We start from the raw sequence: 19,840 nt of genomic DNA, 5'->3' as shown, positions 1-19,840 counted from the left end.
TATGGCAATACAAATATTACCTGCACGCTTGGCTAACCAAATAGCAGCAGGCGAAGTGGTTGAACGCCCTGCTTCCGTGATTAAAGAATTGGTAGAGAACAGTCTGGATGCGGGCGCAACAAAAATACACATCGACATCGAAAAAGGCGGCGCCAAGAAAATTAAAATCGCTGACAACGGTTGCGGCATTGTAAAAGAAGAGTTGGGTCTAGCTTTAAGTCGGCATGCCACCAGCAAAATAACAAATTTATCGGATTTAGAGGCTATTGCCAGTTTAGGATTTCGCGGTGAAGCACTAGCCAGTATTAGCTCGGTGGCGAGGCTGACGCTGACATCAAAACCCGCAGAACAAGAAAATGCGTGGCAAGCCTTTGCTGAAGGCAGAGATATGGATGTCACGATAAAGCCTGCAGCACATCCCAATGGTACCACTATTGAAGTCAATGATCTGTTTTTCAACACACCCGCACGCAGAAAATTCCTTCGTACAGAAAAAACAGAATTTAATCATATTGATGAGGTGATCCGGCGAATCGCGTTAGCCCGTTTTGATGTTGGTTTTACCTTAACCCATAATGGTAAAACGATACGTCAATATCGTGAGGCTACAAGTAACGCGCAGTACGTAAAACGAGTAGCGTCGGTGTGTGGACAAAAATTTGTCGACAGCAGCATAGAAATTAAATGCCGACACGATAATTTGCATTTGTGGGGATGGATAGCCAAACCAAGCTACACTAGGCCAAACAATGACTTGTGCTATAGCTATGTCAATGGTCGAATGATGCGTGACAAGCTCATCAATCACGGCATACGTCAGGCGTATGCCGATCTCATTTCAGGCGACGGGTACCCTGCTTTTGTACTGTTTCTAGAATTAGATCACAAAGAAGTGGATGTAAATGTGCACCCAGCAAAGCATGAAGTACGTTTTCATCAAGGGCGCTATGTTCATGATTTTATTTTTTCAGTTTGTCATCAAGCATTACAACAAGCCAATACACAATCCTATGAGCAAGCTGATGTTTTTACTGAACAGGTAGTCGAGCAAAATGGCCATCTTCAGGCTAATCCACCGTCCAGCATTGAAGCTTCTGTTCAGCAGCAACTTTCTCCTCACTATACAGGAGCTAATTCCGCCACTGAGCGATCCTACGTTAAACCGCTTGCTCATATCGGTGAGCCTAATAGGCAACGTGCACAACCTAACGATAGTGCCGCGCAAACCTATCAACAATTAATGACACCCTATCAAGTTGAAGATAAAGAGACTTCAGTAAATACAAAAAGTAGTCATGACATCATAAATACTGATGTGAATGGTACGTCAGTAATTTATGTCAAAGAATCAACTTACGCGGTCATTGTAATCAAAAAGCACTTACGGCTACTTGCGTTAGATAAGCTTGCACAACATGTTGAGCGAAAACGTATGATTGAACGATGGCAAACCGGCATAGTGAGTCAGCCTTTACTTTTACCTGTTATGGTAAAGCTATCAAGTGAGCACATGGCATTAACCAAAAGTCATATCACATTGTTTGAAAAAGCTGGAATTTTGGTTGATGTGCTTTCACATGAAAAACTCAAAGTGAGACAATTTCCAGCGATGCTGCGTGACAATGATGTACAGGTTTGTTTAATGCAAATTCTAAATAGTATGATGCAAAACAAAGAAAATATTACAGAAAACACTATGATAAGCGCCTTGGTCGCCGTAATTTGCGCTTCTCAATACTCGGTAGAGTCGGCAACGTTTTTGCTATCAAATGCTAAAATTATACTCAAAGAGAAACTTAATGAGTACTTGCACTTGAATTCGGTCGAAATTGACCTTACATCTGAGATAAGTCGATTAAATTAATCCAATATGTCTGAAACTAAAAATCAGCCTCCAGTAATTTGTTTAATGGGGCCAACAGCCTCAGGCAAAACAGCGCTGGCAATGGCTCTGCACGACAACTTGCCTTGTGACATTATCAGTGTTGATTCTGCACTCGTTTATCGTGACATGGATATTGGTACAGCAAAACCGACACAGGATGAACTAGATAAGTATCCACATCGCTTAATTAATATAAGGGATGCGGCACAAACATATTCAGCAGCAGATTTTTGTCACGATGCGTTACAGGAAATTGCTGAGATCAGAGCTAAAAACCGGATTCCGTTGCTTGTTGGCGGAACTATGATGTACTACAAGAGTCTGATTGATGGAATCTCACCGCTACCTGAAGCTAACGCTGAAGTGAGGAAAGAAATAGAAGCCGTTGCAAGTGAAAAAGGCTGGTCGTATGTGCATGAAATGTTGGCAAAAGTTGATCCCGTTTCAGCGCAAAGAATACATCAAAATGATCCTCAGCGATTGACTCGTGCGATGGAAGTATATCGTTTAACTGGAAATACTTTGACACAATTAACGCAAATAAAAGGTGCTAGTGTTGAAGGCGATGTTTTACAATTTGCGATAACGCCGAAAGAACGTTCAACATTACACGGTCGTATCGAGTTACGTTTTAATCAAATGATTGAACAAGGCTTTGAACATGAGGTTAAAGCCTTAAAAGAGCGCGACGATTTACACGAAGATCTTCCATCTATACGCTGTGTTGGTTATCGTCAGATGTGGCAGTATTTGCACGGTGAGTGTAGTCATGATGAAATGGTCTTTCGAGGCATTTGTGCGACTCGACAATTGGCCAAGCGTCAATTAACTTGGTTGAGAAGTTGGCCGAATTTAACCTGGCTCGATATGGAAGACGAAACAAATTTACAACAAGTTGTATCCACAGTGAGCAATCTGTGAAACATGATGTATAATTAATATCGGTACTGAGTAACTGATATAAAAGAATTTATTTTTACCTAACAATAACAAAAGGGGCCAACGAATGGCAAAGGGGCAATCTTTACAAGACCCATTTTTGAATGCGCTACGTCGCGATCGCATTCCAGTCGCAATTTACTTAGTTAATGGCATTAAACTTCAAGGTCAAGTAGAATCGTTTGACCAGTTCGTCATTTTACTGAAAAACACAGTCAGTCAGATGGTTTATAAACACGCTATTTCTACTGTTGTCCCTGCTCGTGCAGTGTCAACTATGCCTGTTCAGGGACAATCAGACTTTAACTCTTCATCGGATTCATAATCTTAATGTTCAAAGAAAGTATTGTATGGAGTCGCTCATTTGTTTGATCGTTATCAGGCAGGTGAGCAGGCGATACTTGTTCATGTAGATTTTCCAGACGAAAGCAGCAGAGAAGACTTACAAGAATTCAAAATGTTGGTGTCTTCAGCTGGCGTCAATGCGCTTTCTGTGGTCACAGGTAAGCGAAGTACACCGCACCCAAAATATTTTGTCGGTAGTGGTAAAGCCGAAGAAATAGCTGACGCTGTAAAGCTGTTTGAAGGCAATGTTGTCTTATTTAATCATAGCTTGTCTCCATCTCAAGAAAAGAACATCGAAGCTTTATGTCAATGCAGAGTTGTTGATCGAACGACACTTATTCTCGATATTTTTGCTCAACGTGCTCGCACCCACGAAGGTAAAATGCAAGTTGAGCTTGCACAATTAAGACATATAAGTACACGACTTATTCGAGGTTGGACTCACTTAGAGCGTCAAAAGGGTGGTATTGGTTTACGTGGTCCTGGTGAAACACAATTAGAAACAGATAGGCGCTTAATTCGTGAGCGTATGCAAGGTATCATGAGACGTTTAGATAAAGTAGAACGTCAACGACAACAAGGTCGTCGGTCACGCGTACGAGCCGAAATACCAACAGTTTCTTTAGTGGGCTATACCAACGCGGGTAAATCGACATTGTTTAATTTAATCACTGATGCCGATGTTTATGCCGCAGATCAATTGTTTGCCACCCTAGATCCAACATTGCGAAAGATTGAAGTGGAAGATGTAGGACGCGTTATTCTCGCTGATACGGTTGGTTTTATTCGTCATTTACCTCATGACTTAGTCGCTGCTTTTAAAGCGACATTAACAGAAACAAGAGAAGCAGAATTATTGCTTCATGTTGTTGATATTGCGGATGAAAGAAGAAGTGAAAATATTGGCCAAGTGGAAAATGTGCTAGCTGAAATAGAAGCTAATGAAGTACCACAATTGCTGATCTGCAATAAGATAGATAGTTTAGAGGATTGTCAGCCGAGAATTGATCGGGATGAGACCGGTCTGCCTATTAGGGTATGGATTTCCGCGCAAGCAAACATTGGTATTGATTTACTGTTTGACGCTTTAGCCGAACGGATGGGGCGCCAAGTTATTCAACATAGCTTGAAAATTCCACCAAGTGCGGGAAAATTTATCGGCATGCTTTACCAATTAAATTGCATTGCTAATGAAGAATATGATGAACAGGGAAACTGTCTTGTTGACGTAAAAATGCCTGTTCGAGAATGGAATAGAATCATTAAACAAGATAAAGCAGCTGTCGAAGGCTTTATCGAAAACTAACTGGCTGATATAGTTAGCTATTAAACTTTTAAATTTTTAGAATCGATCGGAGAGCGTCATGGCGTGGAACGAACCGGGGAATAACGATAAAGATCCCTGGAAAAATAAAGGTGGGAATAACCAAGGACCACCTGATTTAGATGACTTATTAAAAGACCTAGGCAATAAGTTTGGTGGAATTTTTGGTGGAAAATCTGGTGGCAGTTCATCTGGCGGTAGTTTTTCTGGTGCGGCAGTCACACTTGCACTGTTCATTGCTTTATTTGCCTATTTATTTACCTGTATCTATACAATCAAAGAAGCAGAGCGCGGCATTAAATTAAGATTTGGTGAATATGTTGGTGAAGTTGAACCTGGTCTAAGTTGGAAGTGGACATTTATTGAAAATATCATTCCGATTGATGTACAAACAACACGTGACCTACCAGCGTCAGGCTTTATGCTTACTAGAGATGAGAACGTTGTTCACGTAGAAATGCAAGTACAATACCGAGTACAAAATGCGCGTAACTATATCTTCAGCGTCACTAATGCGGACGATAGCTTGAGTCAATCATTAGACAGCGCCCTACGTTATGTCGTCGGCCATCAAAACATGGACGATATCTTAACCAGTGGCCGTGAAAGTGTTCGCCAACAGGTGTGGTCTGAACTTGAAAAGATCATTGAGCCATATAATTTGGGCTTAATTGTTGTCGATGTTAACTTTAAAGATGCGCGTCCTCCTGAAGAAGTTAAGGATGCCTTCGATGACGCCATCGCTGCACAAGAAGATGAGGTTCGTTTTCTTCGAGAAGCTGAAGCTTATGCTCGAGGAATTGAGCCACGTGCGCGTGGTCGTGCAAAACGTATGGAACAAGAAGCAAACGCTTATAAACAACAAATCGTTTTAGATGCAGAAGGTGAAGTGGCTAAGTTTGAAAAGCTATTACCTGAGTACCAAGCAGCGCCTGAAGTTACGCGTCAACGTTTGTACCTAGCTACTATGGAAAAAGTGTATAGCAATACGAGCAAAGTGATGGTTGATGTAGAAGGTGGTAACAACATGATGTATTTGCCGTTAGATAAAATAATGTCGCAATCATCGTCTCCGCGTATTATTCCGCAATCAATGCCGACAATGCCACAACAAAATACGACGAAACCTTCGTCTAGTAATAGCCGCAGTGACCGATTTAACAATGGGAGAAACTAGAGCATGAAAAACTTTATAGTAACTGCCATCGCTTTATTATTTATATTGGTTGTCTCGTCAGTGTTTGTTGTACCTGAAGGTCAACGTGGTATTGTATTTCAGTTTTCAAAGATAAAGCGTGACTCCACTGGTGGCATGCTAATTTTTGAACCGGGATTGCATTTTAAAGTGCCGTTAATTGAGACGGTTAAAAAGCTTGATGCACGTATTCAAACCTTAGATGAAGCGCCAGATCGCTTTGTGACGTCAGAGAAAAAAGATTTGATGGTCGACTCATACGTAAAATGGCGCATCGTCGACTTCTCAACGTATTACTTACGTACCACCGGCTCTATAGATAATGCACGTGCTTTATTAAAGCAGAAAATTAATAACGGTCTTCGTACTGAGTTTGGTTCTCGAACGATCAAAGAAATTGTCTCTGGCGATCGTGACAGTATCATGATTAAAGCATTGGAAAGTGCGGGCAGCAGCCGTGAAGACTTGGGTATTGAGGTTATTGATGTTCGTGTAAAAGCTATCAACCTTCCAACGGAAGTCAGTAACTCAATATTCGAACGTATGCGTGCTGAACGAACTGCTGTTGCGAAAGAGCATCGCTCTCAAGGTCAGGAGCAATCTGAGATCATTCGCGCAACAATTGATGCGAAAGTAACTGTCATGCTTGCTAATGCACAAAAAAGTGCACAAGAGACTCGTGGTGAAGGGGATGCATTGGCTGCTAAAATTTATGCGGATACTTACAGTAAAGACGCAGAATTTTATAGTTTCTTTCGAAGTCTTGAAGCCTACGAAAATAGTTTCAATAGCAAAAGTGATATCATGGTGGTGAAACCAGATAGTGATTTCTTCCACTACCTCAAAGATACCAACCAAGCTAAAAAGTAAATCCAAATAAAGCCATGTTCAACATGGCTTTTTCTTTTTAGGAACCCAAATGACCAAAATAATATTAATGGCTATTGCGGTGGCATTCATTCTTGAAGGACTAGCGCCTGCTTTGTTTCCTAATAAATGGAGAGCTTATGTTGCCAAACTTGCCCAAGAGCCCGTTGCCAATATTCGAATGATTGGAATTGTTATAATGCTCATGGGGTTAGCTATGCTTTGGTGGTTTAGCGAGCTTTAGAATAACAGCACAGATACATCAACAGGTTTAAATTTCACCAATTTATACTTGGACTGCTATTTTAATTTTGATAGAATCCCCGCCTAATTTTCTTTCCGATTTTTAATCATGGGCAAAAACGTTGTAGTTCTAGGCACCCAATGGGGTGACGAAGGTAAGGGTAAAGTCGTTGACTTACTCACAGATAAAGCCAAATACGTAGTACGTTATCAAGGTGGTCATAATGCAGGCCATACACTTGTTATCAACGGCGAAAAAACAGTTCTTCATTTAATTCCATCTGGTGTATTACGTGACAACGTAAAATGCTTAATTGGTAACGGTGTTGTTTTGTGTCCTAAAGCATTGATGACGGAAATGACCATGTTAGAAGAACGTGGTGTACCGGTTAAAGAACGCTTATTAATTAGTGATGCTTGCCCTCTTATATTGCCATATCATAATGCACTTGATGCTGCGCGTGAAATCGCTCGTGGTAGCAAAGCTATCGGTACGACAGGTCGCGGCATTGGTCCTGCGTATGAAGACAAAGTGGCACGACGTGGTCTACGCGTAGGTGACTTATTCTGTGCTGAATCTTTTGCGGCTAAGTTAAAAGAAATTATGGAATACCATAACTTTGTTCTAACAACTTACTACAAAGTTGAACCGGTAAATTATGAAGAAGTACTGGCTGATGCATTAACAATGGCTGAAGTTATCAAACCTATGGTTGCAGATATTGCTGAAATGCTTGACCAAGCCCGCAAAGACGGCGAGTCAATCATGTTTGAAGGCGCACAAGGTACGTTGCTTGACATCGACCATGGTACATATCCATACGTGACTTCATCAAATACAACAGTAGGTGGTGTTGCTACGGGTTGTGGTTTTGGCCCTCGTTACTTAGATTATGTATTGGGTATTACTAAAGCTTATACAACTCGTGTTGGTTCAGGTCCTTTCCCGACAGAATTAGACGATGAAATTGGTCATCACTTAGGTACTGTTGGTCATGAATTTGGCGCAACAACTGGCCGTGAACGCCGATGTGGTTGGTTTGATGCCGTTGCAATGCACCGCGCCGTTCAAGTAAATAGTATTAGCGGGTTTTGTTTAACCAAGCTTGACGTTTTAGATGGTTTATCTGAACTTAAAATCTGTACTGGTTACAAAACTAAGTCGGGCGATGTAGTTACTGTACCACCTACAGCCGCTGAAGGTTATGAAGAAATCACACCGGTATATGAATCTATGCCAGGTTGGTCAGAATCAACGGTTGGTGCCACTTCAGTTGATGCATTACCTGCAAATGCTGTTGCTTATATCAAGCGTATTGAAGAAGTTACCGGTGTACCGGTAGATATCATCTCTACAGGTCCAGATCGTATCGAAACGATGATTTTAGTTAATCCGTTCGATGAATAAATGATAATTTCTTAATTTTAAAAACCAGCTATCTAGCTGGTTTTTTTATGTGTAAAACAAAGGTATAACCATTTACTTTGTCTCTTTTAGCGTATTTTAGAAGACTAAACATGCTGTTTTGAATGGTCTAACCTCTTGTGTATTATAGCGTTCAGCGATTTTTTATATGAAAATGAGCTTGTATCTTCGATCCTTTATCAAATACCATATAAAGAGCAAAAATAATAATTATAACGCTAAGTCGGTTTACAAACTAAACCACATACAAGAAGCTACAGTAACGTGTTTAATATTAGGAACGCACCATGACAGATTTTCGACAACAAGCACTTGATTATCATGCTCTACCTAGGCCAGGTAAAATCAGTGTTGAATTAACTACTCCAGCAGAGACAAGTTTAGATCTTGCTCTTGCTTATAGCCCTGGAGTTGCAGAGCCAGTACGTGAGATTGCTGATAACCCAGATGATGTTTACAAATATACGGCGAAAGGAAATACCGTTGCTGTAATTTCTAATGGTACTGCCATCCTTGGGTTAGGAAACCTTGGCCCGATGGCGTCTAAGCCAGTTATGGAAGGTAAGGCATTGTTGTTTAAACGCTTTGCTGGAATTGATTCTTTCGATATTGAAGTAAAACATAAATCTGTTGAGGACTTTGTAACAACGGTAGCTAATATTGCAGACAGCTTCGGTGGCATAAATTTAGAAGACATCAAAGCACCAGAGTGTTTTGAAATAGAGCGCGCATTAATCGAGCGTTGTAAAGTACCTGTATTTCATGACGACCAACATGGTACGGCCATTGTTACCGCGGCGGGTATGTTAAATGCACTCGAGATCCAAGGTAAGTCTATTAAGCAAGCTAACATCGTTTGTTTGGGCGCTGGAGCAGCGGCCGTGGCTTGTATGGAACTGTTAATTAAATGCGGTGCACAGCGTGAAAAAATCTATATGCTTGACCGAAAAGGAGTGATCCACACTCGTCGCGATGATTTGAATGAATACAAAAAACTATTTGCCAACAACACCGATAAAAGAACCCTAGATGATGTCATCGAAGGCGCTGATGTCTTCGTAGGTGTTTCAGGTCCAAATTTGCTATCACCTGAGCAACTTAAATTAATGGCAGATAAACCTGTGGTTTTTGCTTGTTCAAATCCTGATCCAGAAATTAAACCTGAGCTAGCGACAGCTGCACGTGATGATCTTATTATGGCAACCGGCCGTTCTGACTACCCTAACCAAGTAAATAACGTCTTGTGTTTCCCATTTATTTTCCGTGGTGCACTTGATGTTAGAGCAAGAGCAATTAATGACGAAATGAAAATTGCCGCTGTACATGCCATTCGAGAACTTGCTAAAGAGCCAGTGCCAGAGGAAGTACTAAAAGCCAGCGGTAGTGACGCACTCACTTTTGGTAGTAGTTACATCATTCCAAAACCAATGGATTCTCGCTTATGTTCTCGTGTTGCCAAAGCGGTAGCACAAGCTGCGATTGAGTCAGGGGTTGCAGCACTTGATATGCCTGAAAACTACATGGCGGAATAACAGGTAAGTTTATAGCCTAATCTAGAAATAACAAAGGCGCCTAATAGCGCCTTTGTTGTCTTTATCTAATTATATGAATTTGTAAAGCAAACTACTCTTCAACTTCATCTTCATACTGACTGAAATCTGTCACCCCTTGTGCTTCCAATAATTGGCGAACACTGTGTGGTAACTTCTCATTATTGTCTTTTGCCAAATCTTCGTCATTGGGCAGCGGCTGTCCGGTGAACGCATGTAAAAATGCTTCACATAATAATTCACTGTTTGTTGCGTGACGTAAATTGTTTACTTGGCGACGAGTTCTCTCATCAGTAAGTACTTTTAAAACACGTAACGGAATGGAAACGGTAATTTTTTTTACTTGTTCGCTTTTTTTTCCGTGCTCGGCGTATGGGTTAATATATTCGCCATTCCATTCAGCCATTTAAATACCTCTGCAGTTTTATTCTTTAAGCCAATGCAAATTGTACTTGTTGACGCGACTGAGTCAACCTTGATGTGTAGAAGTTTAGATGTCTAAAACTTCTTGACCCTTCAAAAGAAAACGTATAGATTTATAGACGTCCAAACATCTAAACGTAAAAGTGAATATTTATGAGTGCCAAAAACATCGCCACAACAGCCGTCAGGGCTGGTATTAATACCGATCAGCATCATGGTGCTGTTGTCGCACCAATTCATTTATCTAGTACATATTCACTTAAAGGCTTTAATGATAAACGCCAGTTTGATTATTCGCGCACGGGCAATCCAACGCGCGCTACTTTCGGCCAAGCAATTGCGGATCTAGAAGGTGGGGCTGTGGGCATTGTCACCAGTACCGGTATGTCAGCGGTTCATTTGTTATGCCAATTATTGTCGGTAGGAGAAAAAGTTGTTATACCTCATGATTGCTACGGTGGCAGTTATCGCTTATTTACTCATTTGGCCAAGCGAGGACAATTTGAAGTCATAGTTGTTGACCAATCTGACGCCGAGCAATTGTCGAAAGCACTGGCTGAACAACCTAAATTAGTTCTTATTGAAACGCCAAGTAACCCATTATTACGATTAGTTGATATTCGCGCAATAGCACAACAAGCCCATGCAGTTGGTGCCATTGTTGCAGTGGATAATACGTTCTTGTCTCCCGTACTTCAGCAACCAATTGCACTTGGGGCTGATATTGTTTTTCATTCAACAACCAAATACATCAACGGTCATAGTGATGTTGTAGGTGGCGTACTCGTAGCGAAAGAAAAAGAACTTGGCGAAGAGCTGGCTTGGTGGGCAAATTGCATTGGTATAACTGGTTCAGCGTTTGATAGCTTTTTAGCACTACGTGGACTAAAAACTCTCCCGCTAAGGATGAAACAGCATCAGGAAAATGCGCAATCAGTTGCAGAATTTTTAGCAACACACCCAGCGATAAAGCAAGTGTATTTTCCTGGACTAGCCAATCATCCTAACCATGAGTTGGCTCAACAGCAGCAGCAAGGCTTTGGTGCAATGCTCAGTTTTGAAGTTAAGGGTGGCGTAGAAGCAGTTAAAGCACTTTTTGCTAACCTTGAGCTATTCACACTTGCACAATCACTTGGAGGCGTTGAGAGCTTAATAAGCCACCCATCAACCATGACTCATGCAGGAATGGAAATTGAAGCACAACTCGAAGCCGGTATTACACAGTCTTTAGTGCGAGTTTCGGTGGGGTTAGAAGATATCAACGACATCCTAACAGACTTAAATAATGGCCTTAACGCCAGCCAACACGGTCAGAAAGTGACATCGTTGCAAAATGATTACGCAAAGAAAACGCCGCAGTTTCGTGTTAGCTCATCGCAAGCGGCAGTATGGTAATTAATATGTCAATTCAAAGCGATATAGCTCAGATTGAAGAGCAAGAACAAGAGCAAGTTTGGTCTGCAATGCACAATAAATTATGCAAGCAAGCGGTTCAGGTACACAAATTTGGCGGTAGCAGTTTAGCGTCGGTTGAGTGCATCAATCGAGCAGTAGACATTATTCAAGTTAATTGTAAGCTTGACGATGTCGTGGTGGTCTCAGCAAACGGCGATACCACCGATGAATTGTTGCACATTTATGAATTAGCCGTTGTTCAGAGCGATAAACTGCATCACGAAATCTCACAAGTTAAAGATCGCCAAACTAAGTTGATCTCATCGTTATTAAAAACGGTACATGCACACTCTTTAATTGCGTTATTAGAGCATGACATTGCTCTGCTAGTGAAATGGCTTCAAGTAGATATTAATGCACACTATAGCGAATTATTGGCCTTAGGAGAGTTATGGTCTGCAAGATTATTGTCTGCAATTCTAAATGAACGTGTTTGCCCGAGTAATGCCATTGATGCGAGAGACTTTCTTGTCATCAATAATGAAGAACAATGCGCGGTTGACTATGACTTAAGTCAAAGACAATTAGCGTTGCTGCGTGAGCCGTCAAAATTGGCGGTTATTACAGGCTTTGTCGCGCGTAATGAGCAGGGACTGCCTTGTACTTTAGGCCGAAATGGCAGCGATTACTCTGCAACCATTCTTGCAGCATTGACTGCCGCACAAAATGTCACGTTGTGGACAGATGTAGACGGTATTTATAGTGCGGATCCACGTGTTGTGCCCAATGCTCGAAAATTACACCGAGTGCCACGCGGTGTGGCGAAAGAATTGGGGCGCTTAGGCAATCCAGTGCTTCATGCAAAAACTTTACAACCGTTAAACGATTGTGGCAGTCATTTGCATGTTGCTAGTAGTTTTGATGCCAATACGGCTGGTACAGAGATAGGAGATTTTGGTCAGATAGCAAAACAAGAGCTCTCTGTGACTCATCTTAATGATCTGCTTCTTGCACAATCAGTAAGCTTTTTAGGCGACGTCGGAAAACAAGCGGCGAAGGAGTTCTCGGCTATTGGGGTTGACGTTGCAAAAGGACAAATTGTTATTCAACAGTCACAGCAACTAGCGGTAAGCCAATGGCTTGCTAGTCATGATACCGAGGTAAGATTTACCCCCGTAGCCATTATTGCTGTTGTTGGTCACAATGTTGCCCAGCGTGGCAATGTTAAAGTGAGATTCAAACGTTCATTGAGGGCTCAGCAATTAATCGCAATCTTAACCAGTGAGCGTCAGCACAGCTTCATTGCTGTTATCCCACAGCCTTGCACCACAGAGCTATTGAATAATGTTCATCATGATGTGACAAAAGACGCTCGTCATATTGGTTTGGTGATCGCAGGAGCGGGTAATATTGGTCAACGTTTTATCGAACTTTTACCTTCGCAAGTGGCCAAAGTACCTGCTTTAGAAAACCTACACTTAGTTGGTATTGCCTCATCGAAAAGAATCTTGCTCAATACTGATGGATTGGATGTCGAAAGTTCATTCGAACAGTTTGAACAACACAGCAAAAGTTATCAACAGGATGACTTACTCAACTGGTTAACCCATCATCCATATGATGAATTGGTCGTTGTTGATATTACGCCAAGTAAAGCGTTTAGCGAGTTATATCAACCATTTTTTGAGCGTGGAATTCACGTTATTGGCGCCAATAAGTGGGCGGCTTCCTCTAGTACAGCTAACTACAACAAGCTACTACAAAGCGCAAAAGAACATGACAGCTTATGGCTAGGAAATACCACCGTAGGTGCAGGTTTACCGATTAATTTTGCCATTGATGACTTGATCGCTAGTGGCGATGAGATTGAAGAGATTTCAGGTATATTTTCAGGCACTTTGTCTTGGTTATTCGAAAATTACGATGGACAGCAGCCTTTCGATGTTTTACTAAAACAAGCATTAGCCGACGGTATCACTGAGCCTGATCCACGGGATGATCTCTCGGGTTTAGATGTCCAACGTAAACTACTCATTTTGGCTAGACTGGCTGGCTTTGAACTGGCGTTAGAAGACATTGACTGTCAAAACCTCGTGCCAGCATCACTGCAAGCATTGTCTGTTGAACAATTTTTAGATAATGCGGAACAGCTTAATGATTATTTTGAGAAACAATTAGCACAGGCTGTACAACAAAAGAGTTGCATTCGTTATGTTGCACGTTTTTCAAATACTAAAGCAGGCGTTAAAGCAAAAGTGAGTTTAGAAACGTTACCTCAAACGGATGCGTTTGCTTCACTTACGCCATGCGACAACATTTTTAAAATAGTGTCGTCTTGGTATCAAGACAATCCATTGATCATCAGAGGACCAGGTGCGGGTCGTGATGTTACCGCTGGTGGATTACATTCTGACTTGGTCAATGTTTGTAATCAACTTGCCAAAAAAGCACATCAAGTCAAATTAAAGGGGATAAATGAATGAGTTACAGTCACGCAAGACAAGTAGAGTCACTGAATCAAAGTTTAAGTGAAGTTTCGAAAGACATTAAAGTCTCATTTGAATTCTTTCCGCCAAATTCTCCGGCAATGGAAACCACATTGTGGAATTCAGTTGAACGTCTTGCGCCATTGAACCCAAGCTTTGTTTCTGTGACTTATGGTGCAGGTAGTGGTACTCGTGATCGCACCCATGATGTTATTAAACGTATTCAAAAAGATACAGCATTAGTGGCGGCTCCTCATTTAACTTGTATTGATGCAAGCCGTGAAGAACTTATCGAGATCGCGAAAGATTACTGGGCCAGTGGTGTTCGCCATATTGTCGCGTTACGCGGAGACTTGCCAAACAGTAGCGAAAAGCCTTCAATGTATGCCTCAGATTTGGTGGAACTGCTAAAGTCCGTTGCTGATTTTGATATCTCTGTCGCAGCTTATCCGGAAGGTCATCCTGAGGCACCCAACCCACAATTTGATTTACTTAACTTAAAACGCAAAATTGATGCTGGTGCAAACCGAGCAATCAGTCAGTTCTTCTTTGATATTGAATCGTATCTACGGTTTCGAGATCGCTGCGTTACGATAGGTATTGATGTAGAAATTATCCCAGGGATATTACCTGTGACTAATTACAATACATTGAAAAGATTCGCTGATTTAACCAATGTTCATGTCCCAAGCTGGATGCCAAAAATGTATGAAGGTTTAGAAGATGATGAAACCACGCGACGGTTAGTTGGAGCAAATATTGCGATGGAGCAAGTGAAAGTACTTAACAAAGAAGGTGTAAAGAATTTCCACTTTTATACTTTAAACCGCGCAGAATTAAGTTACGCCATTTGTCATACTTTAGGTATTCGCCCGCGCTAAATGAAGATATAAAGTCCCGCTGTATAAATAATATACGGGACTTTGTCTACTTGTTAAAAATAATCACAATGTTTTGTCTTTTTATCTGATTTAACTTATTGTTAAATGAACAAACATTTGCGCGACAAGAAACAGCCAAAGCTTCATGAGTAAGAAACGTCACGAATCCATATTGACCGCTCAAATCCGAAATTTACTTCAGCGGATGTTTATTCAAAACACCCTAAAAGATTCCATTTTAGACAAAGCGATTATCTTTTTTAATAACCAGCTATCCGTCAAAGAAATTCAAGATCAGTTTGCGCAAAAGCATGCCAAAACTACTTCAGAAATTGAAGCTACGGGTATCAAAGGAAGCGGCACTCATAAACAGAAACTCGACAGTTTAAGTGTTGAAAAAGCAAATTTTGAAGAGCAACTCACCAGTGAAAGGACTGAACGTTTGGCTCACTTTTTGAATATTTGTGATGAAATATTAGAGCTGACTGAAGGGGAAACCTTTGAGGAAACGAATCGAAAATCAGCGCAGGTTTTAGGCACTATTCAACTATTAAGCCCTATTGAAGGGAAAAATAGAGCCATTGTAAATGAAGCTAGTAAACCGTTATATAAATCGATATTGACCCTTCGTTTATTTGATCGGCTATTAATGGATAGCACCATGGATGATAGCTACATAGCAAGCTTTGTTGGTAAGTACTCACCAAAACAGTATCAACGGTTACGTACCATTGACGGTGATTTATTTGAAGCGTTTCGCGTTGATGTAAAACGTGCGGTGCTGATGGCTTCTATTATTCAAGACATAGGTAACTTTCACCCTGAAGCCCAACTTATCTTGAACGGAGAAAGCGGCAATTTAGATCCTTACCGAACGCTAGAACTTGATGATCGAAAAAAACTACTTCAGGTAAATTTTAGAGAAACACTGAATTATCTTATGCATGGTTTAGGTTTGGCTCCCTATTTGGGTAATTCAAAGTCAGAGCGTGATAAATTTAATCAAGTTGAAAAAGACAAAATGCAGTTCATGAAATCAATACTCAAAAAGGCGATTGCGCCGAAAGAAGGAATTGGTAACATAATTAAAGTGCCGCAGATTTATACGTCAATTGTCTTGTCAACGAAAAGCAGCTATTCGTATAAGCTTATTCCGAAAGTCTATCAAGCTCTTAATCAAAATGCCGAGCGTGGAAATTGTAGCCAAGTTGTCGTCGATGCTTTATATAAAATTACCGGGATGTTTCCCCAGGGTTTTGGTGTAACGAACATTCCACTAGATGCCCATGGTACTTCTTTAGAGCGCTATGAATATGCGATCGTCAATAGCCTTTACCCTGATAATCCGGAAGAGCCAGTCTGTCGTATTGCCACAAGGCAGCTTTCATACATCAGTTACGGCACAGATTTAGTGATTTTAAAGCCGGAAAATTTATACTTTAAAGAATCGGCAGAGCGCTTGGCTAAAATAAGTAAAGAGCGGTTACTGGAAATTCTAGAAAAGCTCGTTTCAAACTATTCTGAGCGCTCAGAGCTTGATTTGATACCGCGCTGCTGGAACGCGAAAGATTTTTTCAGTGTCAAAGAAAATCAAAAACTGTGGAATAAAGCATAATAACAGTAAATTAAGCCACCTATTTTAATGTCATACAAAATCGGTTAACCAGCTCAAGCAATAATGTATGGGTTGCCGATACTTGTGAAAAGCTCAAAAATTCGTTTGGTTGATGTGCTTGATCAATTGAGCCTGGGCCCATAACAATTGTTTCACAGCCCAGTTGCTGAATATATGGCGCTTCTGTTGCGTAATTAACGGCGCAGCATGTGTGACCGGAAGCATGTTGAGCAAATTCAACCAGTGCTGATTGCGGTTCTTGTTTGAAGCTAGGAGAGCTTGGGTGTAACTCCTCAAAACTGATCCTGTCAGGATACTGCTGTGCAAGAGGCGCTAATGCGTCAGCCAACCATTGTATTAATTCTTCATCTTTTATACCTGGTAGTGATCGCATATCAATATCTAAATCACAATGCCCGCAAATGCGATTCGCATTATCTCCACCTTTAATTGCACCAAAATTTAATGTTGGCTCAGGCACGTCGAAGGCTGGATTATGATAATTTTGTGTAAGTGTTGTTTTTAAACTTTGCAATTGATTGATGACTTGCACCATAATTTCGATTGCATTGACCCCTTTGTGGGGCTGACTCGAATGCCCTGATTGCCCTTTAACAGAAATGCGATGTGACATATGTCCTTTATGCATAACCACAGGCACTAAGTTTGTAGGCTCACCTATAACTGCCACATCCGGCTTAATAAGCTGCTGTTCCGCAAAAAAACGTGCACCGGCCATGGTGGTTTCTTCATCCGCTGTTGCTAAAACATATAAAGGCTTTTTCATGTGCTTGGCGTTAAGCTGCTTGGCCAACTGCAATATAAAGGCGAAGAAGCCTTTCATGTCACAGGTGCCTAAACCAAAAAATCTATCTGAACTTTCTGTCAATTTTAAAGGATCACTGCACCAGCGATTTTCGTCAAATGGCACCGTATCGCTATGCCCCGCAAGCAATAATCCACCTTCGCCGTGACCAAGCTTGGCTAGCATATTGAATTTATTGCGAGTATTGGGCACTTGATGAATAAATACCTCGAAGTCCAAACTGCTAAACCAACCCGCCAATAAGTCAATAATTGCCTTATTTCCTTGATCCCAACTAGATTGTGTTGAGCTGATGGAAGGAGCAGCGATGAGCTCTTTTAGTGAAACTTTGAAATCAGGTAAACTTGCCATAAAAACACCTATAAAATAATTATGCTAAATTATTGCATAAAAACCCATTAGATGTTACTTTTCTTTCACAGTGTAAATAACCTTATTAAGAACGCTACGGAAAATTAACAATGCATTCAGTTATTCGACGACGACATATCATAGGCTTGATGGGGAAAGTTAATCTGTTTTAGGTTATGTAGTATGTCTAAAAAATTAAAACTAAGTTTATTTTTACGTTTGAATATAATTGCAAAAACAATGGTGTTGTTATGAAAGTCGCGGTTATTGGCGCAAGTGGTTACGTTGGAGCAGAGCTAATTGGTCTGCTTTGCCAACATGATAAAGTTTCGATTACGCATCTTGTGGTATCGGAAAACAGTACTTCAACTGGATTATTATTTTCAGAGTTACATGCTCGCTGGCAGGGGATCTGTGATGTACCCCTCCAGGCTTTTTCTCAAGCATGGTTTTCTAAGGCTGTTGATACGCTAGACGCGGTTTTTTTTGCAACTCCGCACGAATTTAGTGCCCAATGGGCGCAATCATTTATCAATGCGGGCGTTAAAGTATTTGATCTCTCTGGCGGCTTTCGACTCAAAGAACCTGCTAACTATCCAGCTTATTATGGCTTTGAACATCAATCACTTGAGGCCTTAACTCAAGCAAAATATGGCTTAGCTGAATGGATATCTGCTGATTTTGCTGATGCCAATCTTGTCGCCGTTCCCGGATGTTATCCAACCGCCAGTTTATTGTCATTAAAACCACTTACTCAAGCTGGCCTAGTCCAAGAAAATAGCCTGATTGTTGTTAACGGCATCAGTGGTGTAAGCGGAGCAGGACGAAATGCGACATTGGCCACCAGTTTTAATGAAGTGAGCTTAAAGCCTTACAACATTTTGCAGCATAGACATCAACCTGAGATAAGCCAAGAAGCGGGTGTACAGGTGATTTTTAATCCGCATTTAGCGCCTTATAAGCGTGGATTGCTAGCGACGGTCACTGTGTCATTAAATGATGGAGTGAGTGCTTCAGATGTTGATCAAGTGTTTGCCGTTGCATATAAAACGCAACCTTTGGTGCGGATAAAGCACAGTTGGCCTCAAATCGACCATGTAGCGTACACACCGTTTGCTGATATTCATTGGCAAGTCGATGAAGCGAACCAAGTCGCGGTGATTAGTTGTGCCATTGACAATTTACTCAAAGGCGCAGCATCGCAAGCTATTCAATGTGCCAATGTAGTCATGGGGCTGCCAAGTGAATATGGATTACTCCCTATACATCAATTAAGTCAACAAGGGAGCGCATAATGAAGCCATTAGTGATTAAAATCGGTGGCGCAATCTTAGAAAAGCCTAAAGCACTCATGCTTTTGCTCGACGTTATTAGCCAATTAAAAGACCAAGCCATTGTGCTTGTTCATGGCGGCGGCTGTGTTGTTGATGACATGCTTGCACAAGCAGGATTTGTAACAGAGAAAAAAGACGGACTACGGATAACGCCAAAGGCACAAATGCCAATTATTAGTGGTGCGCTGGCGGGGCATGTCAATAAATCTATTGTTGCGACTGCAAATAGTTTGTCGTTACCTGCTGTCGGATTATCACTAACTGATGGCAACATGGTCAAATGTCAGTTAAATACGCAAGGATTAGGTGCAGTAGGTGTACCTACGGCAAGTCAAAGTCACTTACTCGATAACTTACTAAAAGCGAAATTTCTACCGGTTATTTCTTCGATTGGCGCACTTGATACAGGAGAGCTGGTGAATGTTAATGCTGATGATGCGGCCGTTGTTATTTGCCAGTTATTAAATGCAAAGTTATTGCTGTTAACTGATGTTAATGGCGTGATGGATGGCGATGGAAACTATCTGCCAGATTTAACTCAAGCTAATGCCAATGCGCTGATCAAAAGTGGTGTTATTAAAGGCGGGATGACCGCCAAAGTAAACGCTGCTTTTGCAGCGGCTAATCAATTACGACGAAGTATCGCGGTTGCCAGTTGGCAGGCGCCTGAGCAAATACCAGATTTGCTTGCTGGCGCTAATGTAGGCACCCGCATTATCCCTGAAATCGCAGCTTAGCTGCAGACGATAATTATT

Annotated in this window: 17 protein-coding genes; 15 read left to right on the top strand and 2 right to left on the bottom strand. The window is 41.3% G+C overall.

The window, feature by feature from the left end:
- Position 1 precedes the first annotated feature (1 nt).
- The 9 genes from mutL to QUE03_RS18235 all read left to right on the top strand — a co-directional run bounded on the left by mutL (position 2) and on the right by QUE03_RS18235 (position 9,756).
- Positions 2 to 1,864 (top strand): DNA mismatch repair endonuclease MutL, encoded by a 1,863-nt coding sequence (mutL, locus tag QUE03_RS18275; RefSeq protein WP_286263405.1) that lies wholly within the window; start codon positions 2 to 4, stop codon positions 1,862 to 1,864.
- 6 nt (positions 1,865 to 1,870) lie between these two features.
- Positions 1,871 to 2,806 (top strand): tRNA (adenosine(37)-N6)-dimethylallyltransferase MiaA, encoded by a 936-nt coding sequence (gene miaA, locus QUE03_RS18270; protein WP_286263404.1) that lies wholly within the window; start codon positions 1,871 to 1,873, stop codon positions 2,804 to 2,806.
- 85 nt (positions 2,807 to 2,891) lie between these two features.
- Positions 2,892 to 3,149: an RNA chaperone Hfq gene (gene hfq / locus QUE03_RS18265; protein WP_286263403.1), complete on the top strand. Its 258-nt coding sequence runs from the start codon at positions 2,892 to 2,894 to the stop codon at positions 3,147 to 3,149.
- Between the two features lie 39 nt (positions 3,150 to 3,188).
- Positions 3,189 to 4,475 (top strand): ribosome rescue GTPase HflX, encoded by a 1,287-nt coding sequence (gene hflX / locus QUE03_RS18260; protein ID WP_286263402.1) that lies wholly within the window; start codon positions 3,189 to 3,191, stop codon positions 4,473 to 4,475.
- 58 nt (positions 4,476 to 4,533) lie between these two features.
- Entirely contained in the window at positions 4,534 to 5,670 is a 1,137-nt protein-coding gene (hflK, locus tag QUE03_RS18255; protein WP_286263401.1) for an FtsH protease activity modulator HflK, read from the top strand.
- Between the two features lie 3 nt (positions 5,671 to 5,673).
- Positions 5,674 to 6,558: a protease modulator HflC gene (gene hflC, locus QUE03_RS18250; protein WP_286263400.1), complete on the top strand. Its 885-nt coding sequence runs from the start codon at positions 5,674 to 5,676 to the stop codon at positions 6,556 to 6,558.
- 49 nt (positions 6,559 to 6,607) lie between these two features.
- Positions 6,608 to 6,799: a DUF2065 domain-containing protein gene (locus QUE03_RS18245; protein ID WP_286263399.1), complete on the top strand. Its 192-nt coding sequence runs from the start codon at positions 6,608 to 6,610 to the stop codon at positions 6,797 to 6,799.
- A 108-nt stretch (positions 6,800 to 6,907) separates the two neighbouring features.
- On the top strand, positions 6,908 to 8,206 hold the full coding sequence (locus QUE03_RS18240; RefSeq protein WP_286263398.1) for an adenylosuccinate synthase: 1,299 nt from the start codon (positions 6,908 to 6,910) through the stop codon (positions 8,204 to 8,206).
- A gap of 305 nt (positions 8,207 to 8,511) precedes the next feature.
- Positions 8,512 to 9,756, top strand: a complete 1,245-nt coding sequence (locus QUE03_RS18235; RefSeq protein WP_286263397.1) for a malic enzyme-like NAD(P)-binding protein — start codon at positions 8,512 to 8,514, stop codon at positions 9,754 to 9,756.
- Positions 9,757 to 9,847: 91 nt separating this feature from the next.
- Here QUE03_RS18235 and metJ read toward each other — a convergent pair whose 3' ends face one another.
- A complete protein-coding gene (gene metJ, locus QUE03_RS18230) occupies positions 9,848 to 10,180 on the bottom strand; it encodes a met regulon transcriptional regulator MetJ (RefSeq protein WP_286263396.1) in 333 nt (110 codons plus the stop codon).
- Between the two features lie 170 nt (positions 10,181 to 10,350).
- Here metJ and metB point away from each other — a divergent pair, with 170 nt between their 5' ends.
- The 4 genes from metB to QUE03_RS18210 all read left to right on the top strand — a co-directional run bounded on the left by metB (position 10,351) and on the right by QUE03_RS18210 (position 16,574).
- Positions 10,351 to 11,592 (top strand): cystathionine gamma-synthase, encoded by a 1,242-nt coding sequence (gene metB, locus QUE03_RS18225; protein WP_286263395.1) that lies wholly within the window; start codon positions 10,351 to 10,353, stop codon positions 11,590 to 11,592.
- Positions 11,593 to 11,597: 5 nt separating this feature from the next.
- Positions 11,598 to 14,075: a bifunctional aspartate kinase/homoserine dehydrogenase II gene (gene metL / locus QUE03_RS18220; RefSeq protein WP_286263394.1), complete on the top strand. Its 2,478-nt coding sequence runs from the start codon at positions 11,598 to 11,600 to the stop codon at positions 14,073 to 14,075.
- Entirely contained in the window at positions 14,072 to 14,959 is an 888-nt protein-coding gene (gene metF, locus QUE03_RS18215) for a methylenetetrahydrofolate reductase (RefSeq protein WP_286263393.1), read from the top strand. The genes metL and metF overlap by 4 nt, the downstream gene beginning before the upstream one ends.
- 145 nt (positions 14,960 to 15,104) lie before the next feature.
- Positions 15,105 to 16,574: a hypothetical protein gene (locus QUE03_RS18210; protein WP_286263392.1), complete on the top strand. Its 1,470-nt coding sequence runs from the start codon at positions 15,105 to 15,107 to the stop codon at positions 16,572 to 16,574.
- Positions 16,575 to 16,593: 19 nt separating this feature from the next.
- On the opposite strand, the gene argE is transcribed toward QUE03_RS18210, so the two are convergent.
- Positions 16,594 to 17,751: an acetylornithine deacetylase gene (gene argE, locus QUE03_RS18205; RefSeq protein WP_286263391.1), complete on the bottom strand. Its 1,158-nt coding sequence runs from the start codon at positions 17,749 to 17,751 to the stop codon at positions 16,594 to 16,596.
- A gap of 251 nt (positions 17,752 to 18,002) precedes the next feature.
- Between argE and argC the strand changes: the two genes are divergently transcribed.
- Together argC and argB are read left to right on the top strand one after the other, a co-directional pair.
- The gene (gene argC, locus QUE03_RS18200) at positions 18,003 to 19,046 is read left to right on the top strand and encodes an N-acetyl-gamma-glutamyl-phosphate reductase (protein ID WP_286263390.1); all 1,044 of its coding nucleotides are present in this window, start codon (positions 18,003 to 18,005) and stop codon (positions 19,044 to 19,046) included.
- Positions 19,046 to 19,822 (top strand): acetylglutamate kinase, encoded by a 777-nt coding sequence (gene argB / locus QUE03_RS18195; RefSeq protein WP_286263389.1) that lies wholly within the window; start codon positions 19,046 to 19,048, stop codon positions 19,820 to 19,822. The genes argC and argB overlap by 1 nt, the downstream gene beginning before the upstream one ends.
- Positions 19,823 to 19,840: the final 18 nt, after the last annotated feature.

This window comes from Thalassotalea atypica, assembly GCF_030295975.1.
Classification (GTDB): Bacteria; Pseudomonadota; Gammaproteobacteria; order Enterobacterales; family Alteromonadaceae; genus Thalassotalea_F; species Thalassotalea_F atypica.
This window is presented reverse-complemented; position numbering and strand designations above follow the sequence as displayed.